This window comes from Mycobacterium heckeshornense (assembly GCF_016592155.1).
Lineage (GTDB): Bacteria > Actinomycetota > Actinomycetes > Mycobacteriales > Mycobacteriaceae > Mycobacterium > Mycobacterium heckeshornense.
Genome location: NZ_AP024237.1, coordinates 2,106,159 through 2,127,406, shown reverse-complemented (window position 1 = coordinate 2,127,406; position 21,248 = coordinate 2,106,159). Strand labels below are relative to the sequence as shown.

The following is a 21,248-nucleotide window of genomic DNA, read 5'->3' as shown; positions in this document are numbered from 1 at the left end:
CAGTATTAGCGCCGCATGAACGGCGGCACGTCGACGTCTTCGTCGTCGTCCTCGCCGCCGATGTTGATCGTGGTGCCGTTGGTGGGCAGCGGCACGCTGACGGCGTCGGCGGGCTCGAACAGCGTCGAGGTGACCTTGCCTGCCTTGCCCGCCGCGATGTTCTGGCCCTGGCCAGAGCTGCTGATCGGCTTGCGCCCGGGTGAGTTGGCGGCGAAGCCGGCCGCGATCACGGTGACTCGCACCTCGTCGCCCAGCGAGTCGTCGATGACCGTGCCGAAGATGATGTTGGCATCCTGGTGCGCGGCGTCCTGCACCAGCGAGGCTGCTTCGTTGATTTCGAACAGGCCAAGGTCGCTGCCGCCGGCGATCGACATCAGCACACCTTGCGCGCCTTCCATGGACGCTTCCAGCAGCGGCGAGTTGATCGCGATCTCGGCGGCTTTCAGCGCGCGGCCCTCGCCGCGCGCCGAGCCGATGCCCATCAGCGCCGTGCCCGCACCCGACATGATGCCCTTGACATCGGCGAAGTCGACGTTGATCAGGCCCGGCGTGGTGATCAGGTCGGTGATGCCCTGTACGCCGTTGAGCAGCACCTCGTCGGCGCTGCGGAAGGCGTCCATCAGCGACACCGCGGCATCGCCCATCTGCAGCAGGCGGTCGTTGGGGATCACGATCAGCGTGTCGCAGCTTTCCCGCAGCGCGGCGATGCCGGCTTCGGCCTGCTGACTGCGCCGCTTGCCCTCGAACGAGAACGGCCGGGTGACGACCCCGACCGTCAACGCGCCGAGCTTGCGGGCGATGCTGGCCACGACGGGCGCCCCACCGGTTCCGGTACCGCCGCCCTCACCGGCGGTGACAAACACCATGTCGGCCCCCCGCAGCAGTTCTTCGATCTCGTCCTTGGCGTCCTCGGCGGCCTTGCGGCCCACCTCCGGGTCGGCGCCCGCGCCGAGGCCGCGGGTGGAGTCGCGACCGACGTCGAGCTTGACGTCGGCATCGCTCATCAATAACGCCTGCGCGTCGGTGTTGATCGCGATGAACTCCACGCCCTTGAGGCCCTGCTCGATCATCCGGTTGACGGCGTTGACGCCGCCGCCGCCGATACCCACGACTTTGATGACGGCCAGGTAGTTATGCGGGGGGGTCATCATTGAAGTCTTCCTCCCTGGTGGGCTTGGCCTGGTGGTGAAACGCTTGGCGACCCTCGGCGAGTCGTAAAACTCTCAACCTCAACCTAAGGCTTAGAGTTATGTCAAGTAGTTCCACGCACACAGAACGGTATGGCGGCGGCGCGTGCTAGCGATGCAGGCGCGCCGAGTTGTTGCGGTGAATTTCGGCCATTTTCGTCACGTGCGGTGATCGAGCCCGGCGCTGAGATTGCGCGTAGGGCTGTGATTGCCCGAAATTCACGACCGTGAATGCAATTGCGGCGCCGCGGCTCCTCCGCGCTATTTGACCGTCGGCAAATCCGGGCTGGACACGTCGTAGGTGCGGCCGGGCTGCGTTAGCAGGGCGGCCAGTTTCTCGGCCTTCTCCGCCGTGCGATCGGTGGTCCCCCACATCACCGTCCGCCCGTCGGCCAGGGTGAGCGTGATGGAGGCAACCGAGGGAGCCGCGACCCGCGCTACCTGGCCGGCGATCTCGGGACGCAGCGCGCTCAGCACCGCCAGGGCGGCCTGGGTGGCCGGATCACCCGGGCCGGGATTGTCGACATCGATGTAGGGCAGTGACGTCGGCGGCGCGGCGGTCGCGAAGTCGACTCCGTCGTGGTCGAAGAGGTGCGGGCCGTCAGGAAAGTCTTTGACCACCAAAGGAATTCGCTCGACGATTGTGATCCGCAGCGCTGACGGGTACTGGCGCTGTACCCGCGCGCTGGCGACCCGCCGGATGGTGGCCACCCGGTCAGCGACCTGACCGGTGTCGATCTGCAGCAGCGGCGTCCCGGGACGCACCCTCGCCGCGTCGAGCACTTCCTCGCGAGTGACCGCGCCGGTTCCGGTGACGACAATGCTGCGCGCCGACATCACCGGGGTGAAGTAGAGGATGAGCCCGAGCGCAACGGCCGCACCCGCCAACAACACCGTCGCCAACAGCGTCTTCAATCCGCGGACAGCGCCCCGGGGAAGCGGTCGGGCCTCGCTGACAGCGCGTCCGAGGGCCCTGCGCTTGGCCTCCCGGCGTGCCTCTTCGATGGCCCTGGCCCGCGCTTCGGCGGCGCGCCGCTCGGCACGCTCCCGGCGTGCCCGCCGCCGCGGGCCCTCGAAACGGACTGCCGCTGTATCGTTTTCGTCGCCGGACGCGGCGATCGGCTCGGTCACCGCCTCGGCCGCCGGCCCGCCCGTCGGCTCGCTCACCATCGCTCCCCCGCCCGACCGGGCACGGTTCGATTGGCCCGCACCCGCAGCGCCGTGACGATTTCCGGCGCCAGCATGGTCACGTCGCCGGCACCCATCGTGACGACCACGTCACCGGGCCGGGCCGCCGCGGCCACCGCCTCGGTGACAGCGGAGAAATCGGGCATGTAGTGCACCGGCACGCTGATGTGCTCGGCCACACTCGCGCCGCTCACGCCTGCCAACGGTTGCTCCCGCGCCCCGTAGACGTCGAGCACGAACACCTCGTCGGCAGCATCAAGAGCACGACCGAACTCGGCGGCGAAAGTCTTTGTCCGCGAATATAAGTGGGGCTGAAAGACCACCACTGCACGCCCACCGCCACTTTGCTCGAGCAGGGTGCGGACCGCGGTCAGTGTCGCGCTGATCTCCGTCGGATGGTGGGCGTAGTCGTCGAATACCCGCACCGACGCCGCGCTGCCGACCAACTCGAATCGGCGGCGCACGCCTTCGAAACCGGCCAGCCCGTCGAGCACCGCCTCGGCCGGGGCGCCGATTTCGATCGCCGCCAAGAATGCGCCCAACGCGTTGAGCGCCATATGCCGGCCCGGCACCGCCAACCGCATCGCCCACGGGTTGGGATCGCCGGCCAGCTGGATGGCCGCGACCCCGCCGGTACCCTGCTGCTCCCACGACAGCAGCGTGCCGGCCAACTCGCCGGCCGGTGTGCTGCCGTAGCGCAGCACCCGAATACCGAGAGCGGCGCTGCGTTCCGCCAACGCGGCCGCCCCCGGATCGTCGGTGCAGACCACCAGCGCCCCGCCGGGGGCAAGGCGTTCGACGAAGGAATCAAACACCGCGGCGTAGGCGTCGGCACTGCCGAAGAAGTCCAGATGGTCGGACTCGACGTTGGTAACCACCGCGACGTGGGGGCTGTATTCCAGCAGCGAGCCGTCACTTTCGTCAGCCTCGGCGACGAAATAATCGCCGCTGCCGTGATGGGCGTTGGTCCCGGCCTCGCCCAGCTCACCTCCCACCGCAAAGGACGGATCAAACCCACAGTGCTGCAGCGCGACGACGAGCATGGATGTCGTCGTCGTCTTGCCGTGGGTGCCGGTGACCATCAGGGTGGTGCGCCCGGCCATCAACTTGGCCAACACCGTCGGGCGCAGCACCACGGGGATGCCGCGGCGGCGGGCCTCGACGAGTTCGGGGTTGGTCTTGGGAATCGCGGCGCGGGTGGTGATGACCGCTGTCGGCCCGCCGGGCAGCAGATCCAGCGCAGACGTGTCGTGGCCGATCCGGATCACCGCGCCCCGGGCCCGCAGCGCACGCACGCCGCGCGACTCCTTGGCGTCAGAGCCCGATACCATCCCGCCGCGGTCGAGCAAGATACGGGCAATACCCGACATGCCCGCTCCCCCAATGCCGACCATGTGCACCCGCCGTAGCTCGGGCGGCAGCGAGGTGTCGCTCATCGTCGCCCCGTGCCCGCAGTCCGGCGCGCACGCGACCGGCGCGCATCGTGCGCCACATCGACGGCGGCCCGAGCCACCCGCTGCGCCGCATCGCGGTGACCGGCCCGCGCCGCGGCCGCCGTCATCGCCGCCAGCCGCGCCGCGTCGTTAAGCAGCCCGGCCACCTGTTCGGCCACAAAGCGTGGCGTCAAATCGGCGTCAGCCACCAGCATCCCGCCGCCGGCGTTGACCACCGGCAGCGCGTTGAGCCGCTGTTCGCCGTTGCCGATGGGCAGCGGGACGTAGACGGCGGGCAGACCCACGGCCGAAACTTCGGCGACCGTCATCGCCCCGGACCGGCAAATTGCTAAATCGGCTGCAGCATAAGCCAATTCCATGCGGTCCAGGTAAGGCACCGCCACGTAGGGCGGGTCACCCGGCCCGGGGGTACGCAGGTCGAGGGTGTTCTTGGGCCCGTAGGCATGCAGCACGGCCACACCGGCGGCGGCCAGGTCGGCGGCAGCCGCCGCGACCGCCTGGTTGATCGACACCGCGCCTTGCGACCCACCGAACACCAGCAGCACCCGGGCGTCCCCGGCGAAACCGAAGTGGGCCCGCGCTTCCGACCGCAACGCCGCGCGGTCCAGCCCGGTGATCGCCGACCGGACCGGCACGCCGACCACCTCAGTGGCCCGCAGCCCGCAATCCGGCACGGCCGCCAGCACCCGCTGCGCGAGCGGGGCCCCGACCCGATTGGCCAGCCCTGCGCTGGCGTTGGCCTCGTGGATCACCACCGGCACGCGACGCCGACCAGCCAGCGCACCGCGGGCGGCCAGATACGCCGGGAGCGCGACGTATCCACCGAACCCGATCACGACGTCGGCGTCGACCTCGTCGAGCACCGCCCGAGCTTGCCGGACGGCCTGAAATACCCGTGTCGGCAGCCCCGCCAGATCGGCGGTGAGCTTGCGCGGCAACGGGGCCGGGGTGACAAGTTCAAGCCGGTAGCCCCGCTCGGGCACCAGCCTGGTCTCCAGCCCGCGCGGGGTGCCCAGTGCGGTGATCCGCACCCGCGGATCGAGCGCGGTCAGCGCATCCGCGACGGCCATGGCGGGCTCGACGTGCCCGGCCGTTCCGCCACCGGCGAGGACGACCGACAACGGGGCATGCTCGGCTGGCCGAGTGACCGAGTCGTTCAATAACGCTGACCTTCCAGTGCACGAGTCCGCCCGCTGCGTGGCTGACGCTGCCCGGCGTGGCGCTGACGCCCTCCATGATGCCCCGATCGGCCGGCAGGCCGATGCGCCGTGTGAGGTTTTGCCGATCGCGCAGCCCGCGGTGCCGCGGGCGTGCGGTCGGGTTTGTGCTGCCGCGTGGGCGGGTGCGCTCGAGAGCGCAGCCGGTCACGCAGCGCCTCCACCCGGGTCGGTGTATACGGCTCGGGCAACGGCAGCCGCAGCAGCCGGTTCATCCGGTCGTCGCGGCCGGCGCGCAGTGCCGCGACCGCCTCCGGTTCGTGGCGAGCCGCGTTCGCCATCACCCCGATCATGAGAAGTGTTGTTGCCGTTGATGTTCCACCGGCCGAGATGAGGGGCAACTGCAGGCCGGTGATCGGCAGCAGGCCGATGACGTAGCCGACGTTGATGAAGACCTGCCCGATCACCCACATCGTGGTAGTGGCGGTCAGTAGCCGCAGGAACGGGTCGGTGGACCGGCGGGCGATGCGCATGCCGGTGTAGGCGAACAGGCCGAAGAGCGCCAGCAGCGCGAACGCGCCGACGAAGCCCAGTTCTTCGCCGATGATCGCGAAAATGAAGTCGTTGTGGGCGTTGGGCAAATAGTTCCATTTCGCGGTGCCCTGGCCGAGACCGTGACCGAAGATCCCGCCGTTGGCCAGCGCGAACTTTGCCTGACGGGCCTGGTAGCCGGTGTCCTGCGGGTCCTGTCCGGGGTTGAGCCACGAGCGCACCCGGTCGGAGCGGTAACCCTCGGAGACCGCCAGGATCGCCCCGGAGACGATGACCGCGAACAGCGAACTCACGAACACTCGCAGCGGCAGGCCCGCATACCACAGCAGGGCAAGCAGAATGATGCCCAACGACACGGTCTGGCCGAGGTCGGGCTGGGCCACGATCAGCGCCAACGCGATGACGGCGGCCGGCACCAGCGGGATGAGCATCTCGCGCAACGACGCTCGCTCCATGCGCCGGGCGGCCAGCAGGTGCGCACCCCAGATGGCGAAGGCGATCTTGGTCAGCTCCGAGGGCTGCATCGAAAAACCCGCTACCACGAACCAGCCGCGAGAGCCGTTGGCGTAGTGGCCAATTCCGGGAATCAGCACCAGCACCAGCAACACGATGGTCAACGCGAAGCCGAAGAACGCCACACGGCGCATCAACCGCACCCGCACCCGCAGCGCGAGGTAGCACGCCACCAGCCCGATCAGCGTCCACAACACTTGCCGGCCGAAAATGACCCACGCCGAGCCGTCGTCGTCATAGGAACGCACCCCGGACGCCGACAACACCATGATCAATCCCAACGTGGTCAACAGCGCGGCAATGGAGACGATCAGGTGAAACGACGTCATGGGCCGGCTCAGCCAGGCGCCGAACCGGCTGCGTGGCCCGCCAACCGCACTCGCCACCACGGCTCGCGGCCGGCTGCCTGACGGGGTCTGCGCCGCCTCGGCAGGCGCCGACTCGTTCGCCTGCTGCGACTTGTTGCCCCGGTGCCGCAACCGGGCCAGCACGCTGCTCACCACCGCCTACCGCGTTGCGGCGCGCACGGCGGCGGCGAATGCCTCACCGCGGTCGGCGTAGTCGGTGAACTGGTCGAACGACGCACCCGCCGGCGCCAGCAGCACCGTGTCGCCGGGTTTGGCCATGTCCCGCGCCGCCGCCACGGCGGCCGTCATCACCCGGGCACCGAGGCTTGCGCCGGACGCGCCAATGTCGGTTGTCACACAGACAACAGAAGTCTCAACAGTCGCTTGCACATCAGCATCCTCGCCTGTCACAACCTGTACGACGGGGACATCGGGCGCGTGTCGTGATAACGCCTCGGCAAACTCGGTGCGGTCACGGCCGATCAAGACCGCTCCGACCAGCCGGTTTGCGATCCTGGCGACGGTCGTGTCGACCGAGGCCCCCTTGAGCAGACCGCCGGCGACCCACACCACCCGCGGGTAGGCCAAGACCGACGCCTCGGCCGCGTGCGGGTTGGTGGCCTTCGAATCGTCGACGTAGCGGATGCCGTCGACGACGGCGACGAGCTCGGCGCGGTGGCGTCCGGCGCGAAATGACTCGAGCGCGTCGGCGATCGCCGGCCCCGGCACTCCGACGCAGCGGGCGAGCGCCGCGGCGCCCAGCGCGTCCAGCACCCCCACCGGCCCGGGCACCGGTATCGAGGTGACCGGCGCCAGCGCCAGGTCGTCGGCGAACGCCCGGTCGACGAGCCGCCCACGGCGGACCCCGAGTTCGCCGGCTGCCGGCTCGCCCAGCCGGAAGCCGGCCCGCACCGGCGCGCTCGCGGTGTCGAGCAGCGCCGCCGCACGCTCGTCGTCGAGCCCGACGACCGCCACCCGGCCGTTCAGTACACGCGCCTTGGCGGCGATGTAGGCGTCCATACTGCCGTGCCAGTCGAGGTGGTCTTCGGCGATGTTGAGCACGACACCGGCGTCGGGTCGCAGCGACGGCGCCCAGTGCAGCTGGAAACTGGACAGTTCCACGGCCAGCAGGTCGGCAGGCTCGGCCAGCGCGTCCAGCAGTGGGTTACCAATGTTGCCGCATAACCGGGCGTTGAGGCCGGCGGCGGTGAGCATGGCGTGCAGCATCGAAGTGGTGGTGGTCTTGCCGTTGGTGCCGGTCACGACCAGCCACCGGCGCGCCGGCCCGTAGCGGCCGGAGGCGTCCAGCCGCCAAGCCAGCTCCACGTCGCCCCAGATCGGCACGCCGGCCGCAGTGGCGGCGACGAGCACGGGCGCCGTCGGCCTGAACCCGGGGCTGGTGATGACGAGCGCATAGTCGCCGATGTGTTGCGCGGCCGCGGACGGGCTCGTGGTGGCTATCCCGGCGTCGGCATGGCGCTGCAGCGCGGCCGCGTCGTCGTCGCAGAGGGTTGGCCTGACATCCAGCGGGGCCAGCGCCGCAAGCACCGAACGGCCCGTCACTCCGGCACCGGCGACCAGCACGGCCGCATCCGGTGCGAGCGCGTCCAGGCCAGCCTCGTGCCCCATGTCAGTCGCCGATCGCGGCCAGCCACTCGCTGTAGAACAGGGCCACACCCAAACCGCAGCTGATTGCGGTAAGCAACCAAAACCGGATGATCACCGTGGTCTCGGCCCAGCCGACGAGCTCGAAGTGATGGTGGAACGGCGCCATCCGGAACACCCGGCGACCGGTGGTGCGGAAGGCCAGGATCTGCAGCACGACCGAGGTGATCTCGGCCACGAACAGCGAGCCGAGCACGACGGCGAGGATCTCGGTGCGGCTCGTCACCGAGATGCCCGCGAGAATTCCGCCCAGTGCCAGCGATCCGGTGTCGCCCATGAAGATCTTGGCCGGTGCGGCGTTCCACCACAGAAATCCGATGCAGGCACCCGCCGTGGCCGCCGCGACCAGGGCCAGGTCCAGCGGGTCGCGCACGTTGTAACAGCCCAGCCCGGGCGCGTTGGCGCAGGCATTGCGGTACTGCCAGAAGGTGATCAGCACGTAGGCTGCGGTGACCATCGCCATGCAGCCGCCGGCTAGCCCGTCGAGGCCGTCGGTGAAGTTGACCGCGTTCGACCACGCGCTGACCATGACCACACAGAACAGCACGAATAACACGGGAACCAGTGTGACAGTGGCGATTTCGCGCACGTATGACAGATCGGTGCTGCCTGGCGTCAGGCCGTCGCCGTTGCGAAACTGCAGCACCAGTATCCCGAACAGCACCGCCGCGGTGATCTGCCCGACCGTTTTGGCCGTCTTGTTCAGGCCCAGGTTGCGGGCGCGCCGAATCTTGATCAGGTCATCGACGAAGCCGACGGCACCCAGCGCGGTGGCCAGCAGCAACACCAACAGGCCAGACGCCGACGGACCCGTGCTGTCGAAAGCCAACCCCGCCAGGTGGCTGCCCAGATAGCCCGTCCAGATGCCGGTCAGGATCGCCACCCCGCCCATCGACGGCGTGCCGCGTTTTGTCCGATGGGTGGGGGGCCCGTCCTCGCGGATCTCGTGACCGAATCCCTGCCTGGTGAACAGCCTGATCAGCGCCGGAGTCAACAGGATGGACACCGTCAGCGAGATGCCGACGGCGATGAGAATCTCGATCATCGGCCAGCGCCTCGGCCGTCGCCGGATACGTCCGCGATCAGCGCGTCCGCCAGCGCGCCCAGTCCGGCGGCATTGGACGCCTTGATCAGCACCACGTCCCCCGGCCGCAGTTCGGCCCGTAGCAATGCCAGGGCGGCTTCGGCGTCGGCGACCATGGTGGCCTCCGCCCGCCGCGGGCCCTCGGTGACCGCGCCGTGGTGCATGGCGCTCATAGACCTCCCGGTTCCGACCACAACGAGACGAGACACATCTAAGCGCACCGCCAACCGGCCGACGCGGTCATGCTCGGTTATCGCGTCGGCACCGAGTTCGGCCATCTCTCCCAGCACCGCCCAACTGCGTCGCCGACGGCTGTGAGCGATCGAGGCCAGCGCCTGCAGCCCGGCCTGCATCGAGTCCGGGTTGGCGTTGTAGGCGTCGTCGATCACCGTGACCCCGTCGGCACGGGTGGTCACGTGCATCCGGTGCCCCGACACCGGACCGGCACCGGCCAGGCTTGCGACCACCTGTTCGATGCGGGCACCGCACTCGAAAGCGACCGCGGCGGCGCAGAGCGCATTGCCGACCTGGTGTTCGCCGTGCACACCGAGTTGGACCTCGGCGGCCGCGCCCCGTTCGTGCCGGTCGGTGTGCAAGGTGAAGCGAGGCCGGGCCAGCTCGTCGAGGGTGACCGGCCCGGCCCAGACGTCGCTGGGACCGGCATCGGTGCGCGGGTGTCGGCTGACCCGCACTATGCGGGCGGCGGTTTTGTCGGCCATCGCCGCCACTTCTGGATCGTCGGCATTGAGGATCACCACTCCGGTGTCCGGAATAGCTTGCGGCAGTTCGGCTTTGGTTGCAGCGATCGCTTCTCGAGAGCCGAACTCGCCCAGGTGCGCGGTGCCGACGTTGAGCACCACTCCGATCTTGGGCGGCGCGATGGCCGCCAGCGCGGCAATGTTGCCGGGATGGCGGGCCGACAGTTCCAGAACGAGGTAGTCGGTGCTGGGGGTGGCGCGCAGCACCGTCCACGGGTGGCCCAGCTCGTTGTTGAACGATCCTGGCGGCGCCACCACTTCGCCGAGGGGTGCCAGCACAGCGGCCAGCAGATCCTTGGTCGACGTCTTGCCCGATGATCCGGTGACCCCAATGACGGTGAGCCCCTTGCTAATCAGCTCTGCAGCCACTGCGGCGGCCAGTTTGGCCAGCGCGGACAGCACCGCCGCACCGGAGCCGTCGTGGTCGTGCTGGAAAACCGCCGCCAGCGCGTCGTGAGTGGGGTCGCGCCGGGGCGTTACCACTACGGCGGGCACTCCCACCGGCCGGGCGGCCAGCACCGCGGCCGCGCCCGCGGCCACCGCGGCGGCCGCGTAGTCGTGGCCGTCGGTGCGCGCCCCGGGCAGCGCCAAAAACAGGCCGCCGGGCGTGACTTTCCGGGAGTCGAATTCGACGGTTCCGGTGACACACAGCCGTGCGGCGTCCTGCGGCGAGATGTCGGCGAGTTCGCCGCCGACGATGTCGGCGATCTGCGCGAGCGTCAGGGCTATCAACGGCGCGCCTCCAGCGCGGCGGCGAGCTCGACCCGGTCGTCAAACGGACGGATGTGTCCGCCGACGTTTTGCCCGGTCTCGTGGCCTTTCCCGGTGACTAGCACGACATCACCAGGGCGGGCCCAGCCGACCGCGTGCCTGATCGCCTCGCGCCGATCGCCAATTTCCACCACGTGTGCGGCGGTGGCCGCCTTGGCCGCCCCGGCCAAGATGTCGCGGCGAATCGAGGCGGGATTTTCGCTGCGCGGATTGTCGTCGGTGACCACGACCAGATCGGCCAGCTCGGCGGCGATCCTGCCCATCGGTGCCCGTTTGCCGGGATCGCGGTCGCCGCCGGCGCCAAACACCACCGCCAGCCGCCTGCCCGGACGCCGCAGCGTGGTCAGCACCGCCTCGAGCGCTCCCGGCTTGTGGGCATAGTCGACCAGCGCCAAGAAATCCTGGCCTCGGTCAATGCGTTCGAGGCGCCCGGGGACCCGAGCGGCCCGCAGGCCAACTGCCGCCTGTTCCGGCGAAACACCGACTGTATCCAAAATAGCCACTGCTACAAGACAATTCGCGACGTTATAGCCACCTGGCAACGGGATGCCGAGCCGGTGGTGCACACCCGCGGGGTCGACTGCGGTGAATTCTTGCCCCCCGGCGCTGGTTGCCGTGACGTCCTCAGCGCGCCAGTCCGCACCTTGGGTTGTCGTGCTGACTGTGATCGCGTCGCCGGCCCGGGCCGCCATCGCCCGGCCGGCGTCGTCGTCAACGCAGACCACCACGGTGCCCGCGCGCAGCGGTGAGGCGGGGTCGAACAACCGGGCCTTGGCCTCGAAGTAGTCGGCCATGCTGGGGTGAAAGTCGAGGTGGTCGCGAGACAGGTTGGTGAAGCCCGCGACCGCGAACCGGATGCCGTCGACGCGGCCCAGCGCCAGCGCGTGACTGGACACCTCCATCACGACGGTGTCCACACCGCGTTCGGCCATCGCCGCGAGCTGGGCTTGCAGGTCGGGCGCCTCGGGGGTGGTCAATCCGCCGGGGATGTCGTCGCCGTCGATGCGGATGCCGATCGTGCCGACCAGTCCGGCCGTCCGGTCGCCGGTGCGCAGACCGGCTTCGATCAGGTAGGTCGTGGTCGTCTTACCGGACGTTCCGGTGACGCCGACTACCGAAAGCCGTTGGGAGGGATGACCGTAGACACTGCCTGCCAGTTCGCCGAGCACCTGACGCGGCCTGGGGTGGATGAGGACGGGCACGGCCACGCCCTCGCCCATCTCGTTAACCCCGGTAGCGTCGGTGAGCACCGCGACGGCCCCGCGTTCGATCGCCTCGCGGACATATCGCGCGCCGTGGGTCGTCGCGCCGGACAGCGCCGCGAACAGGTCGCCGGAATGTGCGTCTTGGGCACGCAGTGTGACGCCGGTGATCCGCAGCTCGGGGACGACGCTGTCCTCGGCCGGAACCGCGCCGACCTGTGCGGCCAACGTCGGCAGCGGCACGCCGGAGCCGACGCGGGGCCGCAGCACGGTGGGCACCGGCATCACCTCCCTCCACCGCCATCAGACACCAGGATTTCAGCCATGACACAGTATCGAGGGCGACGGAAGTAGAGTGCTCGCGCACCTGTGAACACGCGTCGCAAAATGCGTTCAGTGATCGGTTGGTCGCGACCATCCCCGAGTGGCGAGCGCTCCGGTACGCGCGGGTCGAAGACGACAACTGCACGTGAAGGGTGATCGCGTCGCTGCTCGGTTAAACTCCGCGTCATGAAGCCGCTGCGGGTACCGGACGCATTGCAGAGCATGGCGAGCCGCGTTGGCGCGATGGTCGATGAGGTGACCGCCGGAGAAGCCCCGGCGGTGGGTTCGTCGGCGCGGCCCAGCGCGGCGGCGGTTAGTACCGGGCACGCTGGCGTGGCGGCGGTTGGGTCGGCTTCTGCGACGCGTATGCAGGCGACCTCCAGCAAGCTTGTGGCGGCATGGGGCGACTATCAAGAAAACGAGCGCCAAGCGGCCCGCGATCTAGGCGAGTTACGCGGGTAGCCAAATGGCTGACGCTGGTCCACTGCCTTCGCTATCGAACTTGATGTCTTGGGGCACAGCGCACTTGACAGACGATGCGGAATACTGGGAGCGCTTCGCCGACCGCCTGGAATTCGGGTTTGCCGAGGTGCACAACCTGATCCGGAGCAGCGCTTGGCAGGGACACGCTTTTGACGCGGCTGAAAGCCGGGCTGCTTCCGATAAGGAAAAGCTGCTTCCGATAAGGAAAAGGCGAGCAGAGTGGGCGAGCGGTTGCGTGAGGCAGCGAAAGTCAGCCGCCAGGGGGCTTCAGATCTATCGGCCGCACAAAGCCGGTTGCGTTCTGCAGTGGAGGACGCCTGGGACGCAGGATTCAATGTCTACGACGACTACATGGTCAAATACGCGGGGTCTGTCAAGACTGTCGAGGAACAGGCCGTTCGGCAGGCGCAGGCCGAGGGGTTCGCTGGGGACATCCGCCAGCGCGCGGCGCAGTTGCTCGGACTCGATCAGCGGGTCGGGTCCGAAATCACCACCGCCCTGGGCAATCTCATCGGATTTCGTTTTGGCTATCACTACACCGCTTGCAACGTCAGCGGCGGCCCAGGGTCGGGCGACAAGGGCACGTTCTCGCGCTGCAGCAACCAGGCTGCGATGTTGTGGAACAGCGGCGCGGCCGATGATCCCGGCGACCCGTCCGCGGCGCGGTGCGGGTTGTCCATCATGATGCCCACGACATAGCGGGGGTTGTCGGTGGTCGCCATCCCGGCGAAGGTGATCCAGTAGACGTCGTCGAAGTAGCAGCCGCACGCAGGGTTGATCTGCTGTGCGGTACCGGTTTTGCCGGAGATCTGGTAACCGTCAACCGCGGCCGCCGGCCCGGTGCCCTGCTGATAGCCCATCGGGTCACGTTGCACCACCGCCCGCAGCATGTTGCGCACGGTCCGCGCGGTCTGCGGCGAAACCACCCGAACGCCCTGCGGGCGTGGCTCTTCGGTGCGCGTGCCGTCCGGTGCGATGGTCGCCTTGATGATGCGTGGTGGAATCCGCAGCCCGTCGTTGGCGATGGTCTGGTACATGCCGGTCATTTGCAGTAGCGTCATCGAAAGACCTTGCCCGATCGGCAGGTTAGAGAACGTGCTGCCCGACCATTGGTCGATCGGAGGCACCAGGCCAGCACTTTCCCCGGGCAGGCCCACACCGGTGCGCTGGCCCAGCCCGAATTTCTTGAGCATGTCGTAATAGCGTTCTGGGCCCACGCGCTGTGCCAGCATCAGCGTGCCTACGTTGGACGACTTGCCGAAGACACCGGTTGTGGTGTAACGCATCACGCCGTGGTTCCAGGCATCGTGAACGGTGACACCGCCCATGTGGATTGAGCCCGGGACCGACAACACCTCGTCGGGGTTGGTCAGTCCATATTCGATCACCGACGAGGCCGTGACGACCTTGTTCACCGAACCCGGCTCATACGGTGACGACACCGCAAGGTTGCCCAGCTGCTTGTCACCCTGGCGACCGATGTCTTGCGACGGGTCGAAAGTGTTGTCGTTGGCCATGGCCAGCACCTCGCCGGTCTTGGCGTCCAGCACCACCGCCGACACGTTGCGCGCCCCGGACAGATTCTTGGCCTGCTGCACCTGCTGCTGGACATAGAACTGAATGTCGTCGTCGATAGTCAGCTGCACGGTCGATCCGTTGACCGCCTTGTGCCGGTTGCGATAGCTGCCCGGGATCACCACGCCGTCGGAGCCGCGGTCGTAAGTGACCGACCCGTCAGTTCCGGCCAGCACGGCGTCCAGCGAGTCCTCCAGCCCCAACAGACCATGGCCGTCCCAGTCGATGCCCCCGACGATGTTGGCTGCCAGCGATCCGCCAGGATACTGGCGCAGATCCTGGCGTTCCGCCCCTACTTCGGGGAACTTGGCGGTGATCGCGGTGGCGAGCGCGGGATCGACGGCGCGGGCCAGGTAGACGAATGTCTCATTGCTGGTCAGCTTTTTGAGCACGGTTGCCTCGTCCGGCTTGTTGTTGAGCCGGAGCGCGACTTCCTTGGCAATATCGCGTAACCGCTGCTGCGGATCGGGTGCGCTTGGGTTCTTCTGTTTGGCTTCGGCGAGCTGCTTGTGGATGCGGCGCGGTTGGAATGTCAGCGCACGGGCTTCGATGGTGAACGCGAGCTGGTCATTGTTGCGGTCGACGATGCTTCCCCGCACGGCTTTTTCGACGTCGGTGACCTTGAGTTGTCCCGCGGCCTCGGCGCGCAGTCCGGCGGCACGTGGCACCTGCAAATAGAACAGCTGCGCGGCCGCCACGATCAACGCGACGAAGATCACCACGTTGCCGGCCCGGTACCGAAACACGAACGACGCGCCGCGCACACCGAGGTCCACGGCCTGGCGGGTGCGCCGTGTTCGTGCGGAATGCCCCTGTGGGCCAACGTTTGCCGCCACACCGGCACCGGCCTTCTCCGGTTTGGGGGAGTTTCCGATCCTTTTGGATTCCTTGGCGTTCTTGTTCTTTCGCACTTTTCTGGTCTCGCGTTCACCGCGCCCAGACGGCGCGGAGTGCGGTCGAGACCGCTCGCTGCGCCTCACCTCGGCGTGCCCGGGGCCGTGACCGTTACCGGGCCGAACTGCTCGCCAAGGGTTGGCGGAGCTGATGGGGCGACCACGGTCGGCGCCTGCGCGGTAGCGGGTGGCGGCCCGGCAGCCAGGGGCATCTCGAGCGCTGGTGCGGGCGTGATCGGCGCTGGATCTGGCGCCGGCAACGGGCCCGGCCCGGCCACCTGGGGAGCAGGCACACCCGGCATTACGCCGGTGGGCAAGTGCTGAGTGCCTAACGTCGTTGCGCCATCAGGAGCACGCAGCAGCACTTCGGGTGCCGGCGGAACCGGGATGGTCGGCGTGTCGGCGCCCGGCGACAACCGAACCGGTGTCTCCACCGGGTTCGCCGGGGGGGTCGGCGGCGCCGGTTTTTCATCTGGCAGTTTGGTGTTTAGCGGTGGCGGCGGAACGCCCTGGGCGGGTTTGGGTGTGCCGACGACCACCCAGTTACCAGACGGATCCTGCACCAGGTGGGCGGTATCCCTGCTCGGGATCATGCCTAAGTTGCGGGCCGCCTCCGCCAACGCGGGCGCGGACTGCGCCTGAAGCACATCGCGTTCGAGCGCCTCCTTCTGCTGTTGCAGCAGCTGGGTTTTCTGACGTACCTTGCCCAATTCGTAGGAACGCTCGGCGGAGTCGGTGGAGAGCCACAGCGTCACACCAAGCCCCACCCCGAGCGAACCGATGACCAGTACGACGAATGGCACCTTGCTCGCCAGCGTGCGGGGACGAAGATCGACCGCTGCCAGCCTGGAAAGCACACGTTCACGCAGTGACGGGCGGACAACTTTGGGCGCCTTAGCCTTTCGGGCTTTAGCACGGGCCTTGGCCTGGCGTACACTTTTTGGCCGCGCGGACCGCTCAGCGGGTCGCGATATTGGCGTGGTTTGTGGCCCGGCCTGCGGCGCACGGAGTTCCCGAGTGGGTGCCGAGGCCTTGCCGGCACGTCGGGCACGACGTGACGCGGCGTGGTCGGCCGGTCCGGCTTTCTGCTGCGCCCGCATCAATCATGTCTCCTTGCCTGCTGCGGCGGCTGCACTCGCTGCAGTGCCCGTAACCGGACCCCGGCGCTACGGGGATTGCGTTGGGTTTCAGCACGGTCGGCACGTTCGGCACCGCGAGTCAGCGACTTGAATTCCGGGGCGTGGCCCGGCAGTTCGACCGGCAGACCAGCCGGAGTACGGGACGCGACGGCATTTCTGAATACATCCTTGACAATGCGATCTTCCAGCGACTGGTAGGCGAGCACCACGACGCGACCGTCGACGGTCAGTGCGTCCAACGCGACCGGCAGCGCTCTGCACAGTGACTCGAGCTCGTCGTTGACAGCGATGCGCAGCGCCTGAAAGGTCCGCTTGGCCGGGTGCCCGCCGGTGCGTCGAGCCGGCGCCGGAATGGCTTGGTAGAGCAGGTCAACCAGTTCGCCGGTCCTGGTGAGCGGTGTGACGGCCCTGCGGCGGACGATATGCGCAGCGATGCGGCGCGCGAACCTCTCCTCGCCGTAGCGGTGCAGCACGTCGGCCAGCTCGGCCTCGTCGTAGTTGTTGACGATGTCGGCAGCCGTCAGCGGTGAATCCGGGTCCATCCGCATGTCCAGCGGAGCGTCGTGCGCGTAGGAGAACCCTCGCTCGAGACGGTCGAGCTGCATCGATGACACGCCCAGATCGAAAAGAACCCCGTCTACTGAACCTGTTGCACCACAGCCTGTTTCAGTCAGAGCGGTAGCGATGCGGTCGTACCGGGTGCGTAGCAAAGTCACCCGGTCGGCGAATCGGGTCAGCCGGGTCCGGGTGATGTCCAAGGCAAGAGGGTCACGATCGAGCCCGATTAGCCGCAGCCCGGGAAGGTTGGCGAGGAACCGCTCGGCGTGCCCGCCGGCGCCGACTGTGGCGTCGACCAAAATCGCGCCCGACCCGTCCGGGTGGTGGCGGGTCAGCGCCGGGGTCAGCAGCGCCACGCACCGCTCAAGCAGGACGGGTACATGACCGAATCCTGCTGGACCGTCGGCCATGACAACACCTCCACCTGGATGAGCTCGGCGGGCCGCCCCTGCACCGTGGTCCCTGTCCGAGAGCACGAACCTGGCGTTGGGGAAGTACGTCAGGGTCGGTTCGGGCAGAGGCCGCGATGCACGGACATGCGCCTTAGATGATGTCGCCGAGTGCTTCATCGCTGGCCGCGGAGAAGTTCTCTTCGTGGGTCTGCTGGTAGTTCCGCCAGGCCTGCGCGTCCCAGATCTCGAGGTAGTCGACCGCCCCGATCACCACGCAATCCTTGGAGAGGTTGGCGTAGCGGCGATGGTCGGCCGACAGCGTGATGCGGCCCTGGGCATCGGGATGCTGTTCATCGGTGGCCGCTGCGAGATTGCGGAGAAACGCCCTTGCCTCGGGATTGCTTCGCGAGGCCTTGCTGGCCCGCCGGGCCAACTGCTCGAACTCGGCGCGAGGGTAGACGGCCAAGCTGTGGTCTTGGCTCTTGGTGACCATCAGCCCTCCTGCCAGCGCGTCGCGGAACTTCGCAGGCAGCGTCAGCCGCCCCTTGTCGTCGAGCTTGGGCGTGTAGGTGCCCAGGAACATCAGGCCACCTCCCGCCACGGTACGAAGCCCCGGAGCTTCGTCTCACCCCACGACTCCAGCCACCATACCCCACAATCCCCCACTTCGCGCCATTTACGGCGCCAGATTTGAAATTTTCCGGCGTCGATCGGGTAACAGGGGCGGGTCGAACAGCGGCTCAATGTCCCCGTGTCGACAGGAAATATCGACTTCAGAAGCCTATGTAGCGGCGCTGAGAGCCAGGTGGGGCATTGTGGGGCACGTGTGGGCTACCCGCCCCGCGTTCACGTCGGCCCGGGGCACAAAAATGGGGTAGCCGGAGCTACCCCGCGAACATCCCGCGTGTTTGGCGCTAGTCGTCGAAGCGGCGGCGGAAACGATCCTCCATGCGGCTGGTGAAAGATCCGCCGGCACCTTTGGCACGACGCGACGTGCCGGGCGAGCCGGAGCGGTCTCGCCCGCCGGGGAACCGTGGCCCGGTGATCGCATACACCACGCCACCGAACATCACGACGAAGCCGAAAACGGACAGGACCGGGAAGCTGCCAATCATCGTCGCCTTGAAGGCAACCCCCGAAACCAGCATCCCCAAGCCTATGACGAATAACGCCGCGCCCTGCAACCGTCGGCGCGCAGTCGGCGCGCGCAGCCCACCACCGCGAACACTTGAGGCAAACTTCGGGTCTTCGGCATAGAGAGCGCTCTCGATCTGCTCGAGCATCCGCTGCTCATGATCGGAGAGTGGCATTCGTCCCTCCTTGCCGACAGCCGTCACGCGTAACGTGGATGCCCACCTTATCGGGGCAACTAACTCAGATGATACGAGGTGAAACTGCGCCATACCACTGGTTCGGTTGTCGATTGTAGTCTGGCCACAATGCGGGCCTGACAGGCTCGAAGCCGGCGCTGGCCACCGGCTTTAGCCCGACTGCGACGTCGATCCGCATGAGGCAGGGGCCGATAATGAGAATCCAAGCAGCGCACCGAATCAGCGCCCGAAGAGGAGACCGCGAATTGGGGACGTTCCTCATCGACCTGTCGGTGCAAGATATGTGGCGCCGTCTCGGTGACGCCCTGGCGGTATATGTCGACGCGATGCGCTACCCGCGCGGCACCGAGAATCAGCGCGCCGCGACATGGCTTGAGCACACTCGCCGACCCGGTTGGCAGGCGGTGGCCGCGGTGCAGGCCGAGCATCGCGGCCAGCCACCGTCGGCGGCGGAGCTCAGCAACGCACCGTTGCTCGGAATTGCCTACGGCTACTGCGGCGCGCCCGATCAGTGGTGGCAGCAGCAAGTCGTTCTTGGCTTGCAGCGCGGCGGATTTCCCCGCCCCGAGATCACCAGGCTGATGGCGAGCTATTTCGAATTGACCGAACTGCACATTCATCCGCGCGCGCAGGGCCGCGGCCTGGGCGAGGCGCTGGCCCGCCGACTACTCGCCGGGCGCGGCGAAGCCAACGTGCTGCTGTCGACACCGGAAGCCAACGGCGAGACCAACCGGGCGTGGCGGCTGTACCGCCGGCTGGGCTTCACCGACATCATCCGCGGATACCACTTTGCCGGCGATCCCCGACCATTTGCGATTCTCGGGCGTGCACTGCCTCTCTAACCAGCGCCACGGTGGCCCACCTCGACGATCCGGTACCACCCGGGCCGACACTCCGGGGTCTGGCACGATGACCTGGTGCGTGCCCGCAGCAACTGGCTTCGTCCCGGACGGTCCAGCAGCCCTCGACGCCAGCGGCTGCTGGCGCTGGCGCTGCTGGCGCTGATCACGCCGGCCGTCGCCGGATGTGTGCGGATCAAGGCCACACTCACCATCTCGCCGGATGACTTGGTCTCGGGGCAGATCATCGCGGCGACCAAGGCACGCAACGACAAAGACACCGGACCGCAGCTCGACCCGAACGTGCCGTTCAGCCAGAAAGTCGCGATCACCAAGTACGACAAAGACGGCTATGTGGGCTCCGAGGCGGTGTTTTCCGAACTGACATTCGCCGAGCTACCGCAGCTGGCGAACATGCACCCCGACGCCGCCGGTGTCAATCTGTCGCTGCGACGATCCGGCAACCTGGTGATCCTCGAAGGACGGGCAGACCTGACGTCACTAACCGATCCCGAAGCCGACGTCGAGCTGAGCGTATCCTTCCCCGGCGCCGTGACCTCCACTAACGGCGAGCGCATCGACCCCGAAGTGGTGGCATGGAAGCTCAAGCCCGGCGTGGTCAGCACCATGAACGCCCAGGCGCGCTACACCGATCCGAGTACCCGATCATTCACCAATGCTGCTGTATGGCTTGGCATTTCGTCGTTTGTGGTGGCTGGCGTCGTGGCGCTGCTGGCGTGGCGGGCCCGCGACCGTTCACCGCGGTTCACCGCGTCGGACGACTACCCTCCGCAGTAAGCGGTCACGGCTTGGCGGGCGACCAGTAGTCAAGCATCTGCGCGAAGGTTTCGAACGCGGGTGCCGAGACCCCGTAGGTGGCTTCGAGATGGATGCTCAGCGGGTAGCCGAGATCGGCGACACCGTCGATCACGCGCTTGTACAGGTCGACCATCAGCCGACGCTTCTGCGGCGGTTCGCTGCCGGCCAGCCGTTTGACGAACGCCTGCTCCTGCGCGACGGCGGCGTTGCCCGGATCCTGGATCAGCCAGTTGATGAACCCAACCCGGTTTTCCACCTTCGGAACAAAGCCGAACGACAGCAATATCTCCGGCCGGTGGTCGGTGTTCTTGGCGAATTCGGTCAGAAAACCCACGATCGCGTCGGAATACAGCAGCTGGGTCTGGGCGAAGGTGGCGCCCCGGTCGCACTTGAACGAAAACCGCCCCTGTTCACCCGCCCGGGTCGGGATCAGGATCACGCCGCGGTTCGGCACCAATTCGCGATAAATCGACAGGGCATCGGTCGGCGCCACGCCGGAGCCCTCGCCGTCATTCATGGTGCGCGGTACACCCACGAAGACGATGCCGTCCATCCCCGAGGCGACCAGATCGGTGAGCCGCCGACGCAGGGTGGGCTCGTCCATAAAAGCGGTGACTTGGCTACACAATCCGCGCACGCCCGGCAACTCCGGTTTGATCAGCGACCAGAAATCCAGCACGTCAAGCTTCGGTTTCATTTCGACCGGCCGGTCATCCTCCTCGGCGATCAATCCGGGAATCATCACGTGCCCGATGTGGCCGTCGACACCGCTTTCGGCGGAAAACTGCGCGACCTTGCGCGCGTCTTCGACCGCCTGCTGCGTGCCGCGCTCGAGGTTCGGCGGTACAAGTTCGAGCGCAACGGTGTTGAAGGTGCCGGCCACTCCGACAGCATAGGTGCGAGATAGTGAGCCTGTCGAAGCAACTCCTGTGCTGCCCGGGGCCGGCCGTACGCTCTACCGTGAACATCCATGGCAGAAGGGGGCGCCACGCTGAGCGTCGACGCAGCGGCAACCGT

Annotated in this window: 18 protein-coding genes; 3 read left to right on the top strand and 15 right to left on the bottom strand. The window is 67.7% G+C overall.

Annotated features, from left to right (window positions below; all coding sequences use genetic code 11):
- Positions 1 to 5: 5 nt before the first annotated feature.
- The 9 genes from ftsZ to MHEC_RS10145 form a co-directional block, all read right to left on the bottom strand.
- Entirely contained in the window at positions 6 to 1,148 is a 1,143-nt protein-coding gene (gene ftsZ, locus MHEC_RS10185; RefSeq protein ID WP_048892142.1) for a cell division protein FtsZ, read from the bottom strand.
- A 300-nt stretch (positions 1,149 to 1,448) separates the two neighbouring features.
- Positions 1,449 to 2,357, bottom strand: a complete 909-nt coding sequence (locus tag MHEC_RS10180; protein ID WP_048892084.1) for a cell division protein FtsQ/DivIB — start codon at positions 2,355 to 2,357, stop codon at positions 1,449 to 1,451.
- Positions 2,351 to 3,811: a UDP-N-acetylmuramate--L-alanine ligase gene (gene murC, locus MHEC_RS10175; protein WP_048892083.1), complete on the bottom strand. Its 1,461-nt coding sequence runs from the start codon at positions 3,809 to 3,811 to the stop codon at positions 2,351 to 2,353. The genes MHEC_RS10180 and murC overlap by 7 nt, the downstream gene beginning before the upstream one ends.
- Complete coding sequence (murG, locus tag MHEC_RS10170; RefSeq protein WP_372507399.1) at positions 3,808 to 5,076, bottom strand: undecaprenyldiphospho-muramoylpentapeptide beta-N-acetylglucosaminyltransferase; 1,269 nt, start codon at positions 5,074 to 5,076, stop codon at positions 3,808 to 3,810. Before murG ends, murC begins: the two co-directional genes overlap by 4 nt.
- On the bottom strand, positions 4,986 to 6,440 hold the full coding sequence (ftsW, locus tag MHEC_RS10165; RefSeq protein ID WP_082169938.1) for a putative lipid II flippase FtsW: 1,455 nt from the start codon (positions 6,438 to 6,440) through the stop codon (positions 4,986 to 4,988). The genes murG and ftsW overlap by 91 nt, the downstream gene beginning before the upstream one ends.
- A 117-nt stretch (positions 6,441 to 6,557) precedes the next feature.
- Positions 6,558 to 8,027, bottom strand: a complete 1,470-nt coding sequence (gene murD / locus MHEC_RS10160; protein ID WP_048892081.1) for a UDP-N-acetylmuramoyl-L-alanine--D-glutamate ligase — start codon at positions 8,025 to 8,027, stop codon at positions 6,558 to 6,560.
- 1 nt (position 8,028) lies between these two features.
- Positions 8,029 to 9,108 (bottom strand): phospho-N-acetylmuramoyl-pentapeptide-transferase, encoded by a 1,080-nt coding sequence (gene mraY, locus MHEC_RS10155; RefSeq protein ID WP_048892080.1) that lies wholly within the window; start codon positions 9,106 to 9,108, stop codon positions 8,029 to 8,031.
- Entirely contained in the window at positions 9,105 to 10,637 is a 1,533-nt protein-coding gene (locus tag MHEC_RS10150) for a UDP-N-acetylmuramoyl-tripeptide--D-alanyl-D-alanine ligase (protein WP_048892079.1), read from the bottom strand. The genes mraY and MHEC_RS10150 overlap by 4 nt, the downstream gene beginning before the upstream one ends.
- Complete coding sequence (locus MHEC_RS10145; RefSeq protein WP_048892078.1) at positions 10,634 to 12,163, bottom strand: UDP-N-acetylmuramoyl-L-alanyl-D-glutamate--2,6-diaminopimelate ligase; 1,530 nt, start codon at positions 12,161 to 12,163, stop codon at positions 10,634 to 10,636. The genes MHEC_RS10150 and MHEC_RS10145 overlap by 4 nt, the downstream gene beginning before the upstream one ends.
- A 225-nt stretch (positions 12,164 to 12,388) precedes the next feature.
- Here MHEC_RS10145 and MHEC_RS10140 point away from each other — a divergent pair, with 225 nt between their 5' ends.
- Positions 12,389 to 12,664, top strand: coding sequence for a hypothetical protein (locus MHEC_RS10140; protein ID WP_048892077.1), 276 nt, complete (start codon positions 12,389 to 12,391; stop codon positions 12,662 to 12,664).
- A 554-nt stretch (positions 12,665 to 13,218) separates the two neighbouring features.
- On the opposite strand, the gene MHEC_RS10135 is transcribed toward MHEC_RS10140, so the two are convergent.
- The 5 genes from MHEC_RS10135 to MHEC_RS10115 all read right to left on the bottom strand — a co-directional run bounded on the left by MHEC_RS10135 (position 13,219) and on the right by MHEC_RS10115 (position 18,552).
- Entirely contained in the window at positions 13,219 to 15,240 is a 2,022-nt protein-coding gene (locus MHEC_RS10135; RefSeq protein WP_048892075.1) for a peptidoglycan D,D-transpeptidase FtsI family protein, read from the bottom strand.
- Entirely contained in the window at positions 15,237 to 16,253 is a 1,017-nt protein-coding gene (gene ftsL / locus MHEC_RS10130; RefSeq protein ID WP_235434824.1) for a cell division protein FtsL, read from the bottom strand. Before ftsL ends, MHEC_RS10135 begins: the two co-directional genes overlap by 4 nt.
- Complete coding sequence (gene rsmH, locus MHEC_RS10125; RefSeq protein WP_048892073.1) at positions 16,253 to 17,260, bottom strand: 16S rRNA (cytosine(1402)-N(4))-methyltransferase RsmH; 1,008 nt, start codon at positions 17,258 to 17,260, stop codon at positions 16,253 to 16,255. The genes ftsL and rsmH overlap by 1 nt, the downstream gene beginning before the upstream one ends.
- Positions 17,261 to 17,393: 133 nt before the next feature.
- Positions 17,394 to 17,825 carry a division/cell wall cluster transcriptional repressor MraZ gene (gene mraZ, locus MHEC_RS10120; protein ID WP_003918724.1) on the bottom strand — a complete coding sequence of 144 codons (432 nt, stop codon included), beginning with the start codon at positions 17,823 to 17,825 and terminating at the stop codon, positions 17,394 to 17,396.
- A 331-nt stretch (positions 17,826 to 18,156) separates the two neighbouring features.
- A complete protein-coding gene (locus MHEC_RS10115) occupies positions 18,157 to 18,552 on the bottom strand; it encodes a DUF3040 domain-containing protein (RefSeq protein ID WP_048892072.1) in 396 nt (131 codons plus the stop codon).
- A 266-nt stretch (positions 18,553 to 18,818) separates the two neighbouring features.
- Between MHEC_RS10115 and MHEC_RS10110 the strand changes: the two genes are divergently transcribed.
- The gene (locus MHEC_RS10110; protein WP_099869356.1) at positions 18,819 to 19,415 is read left to right on the top strand and encodes a GNAT family N-acetyltransferase; all 597 of its coding nucleotides are present in this window, start codon (positions 18,819 to 18,821) and stop codon (positions 19,413 to 19,415) included.
- A gap of 75 nt (positions 19,416 to 19,490) precedes the next feature.
- Positions 19,491 to 20,210 (top strand): LppM family (lipo)protein, encoded by a 720-nt coding sequence (locus MHEC_RS10105; RefSeq protein WP_048892070.1) that lies wholly within the window; start codon positions 19,491 to 19,493, stop codon positions 20,208 to 20,210.
- 4 nt (positions 20,211 to 20,214) lie between these two features.
- Here the strand turns inward: MHEC_RS10105 and MHEC_RS10100 are convergent, their stop codons facing one another.
- The gene (locus tag MHEC_RS10100; protein WP_048892069.1) at positions 20,215 to 21,114 is read right to left on the bottom strand and encodes a mycobacterial-type methylenetetrahydrofolate reductase; all 900 of its coding nucleotides are present in this window, start codon (positions 21,112 to 21,114) and stop codon (positions 20,215 to 20,217) included.
- Positions 21,115 to 21,248: the final 134 nt, after the last annotated feature.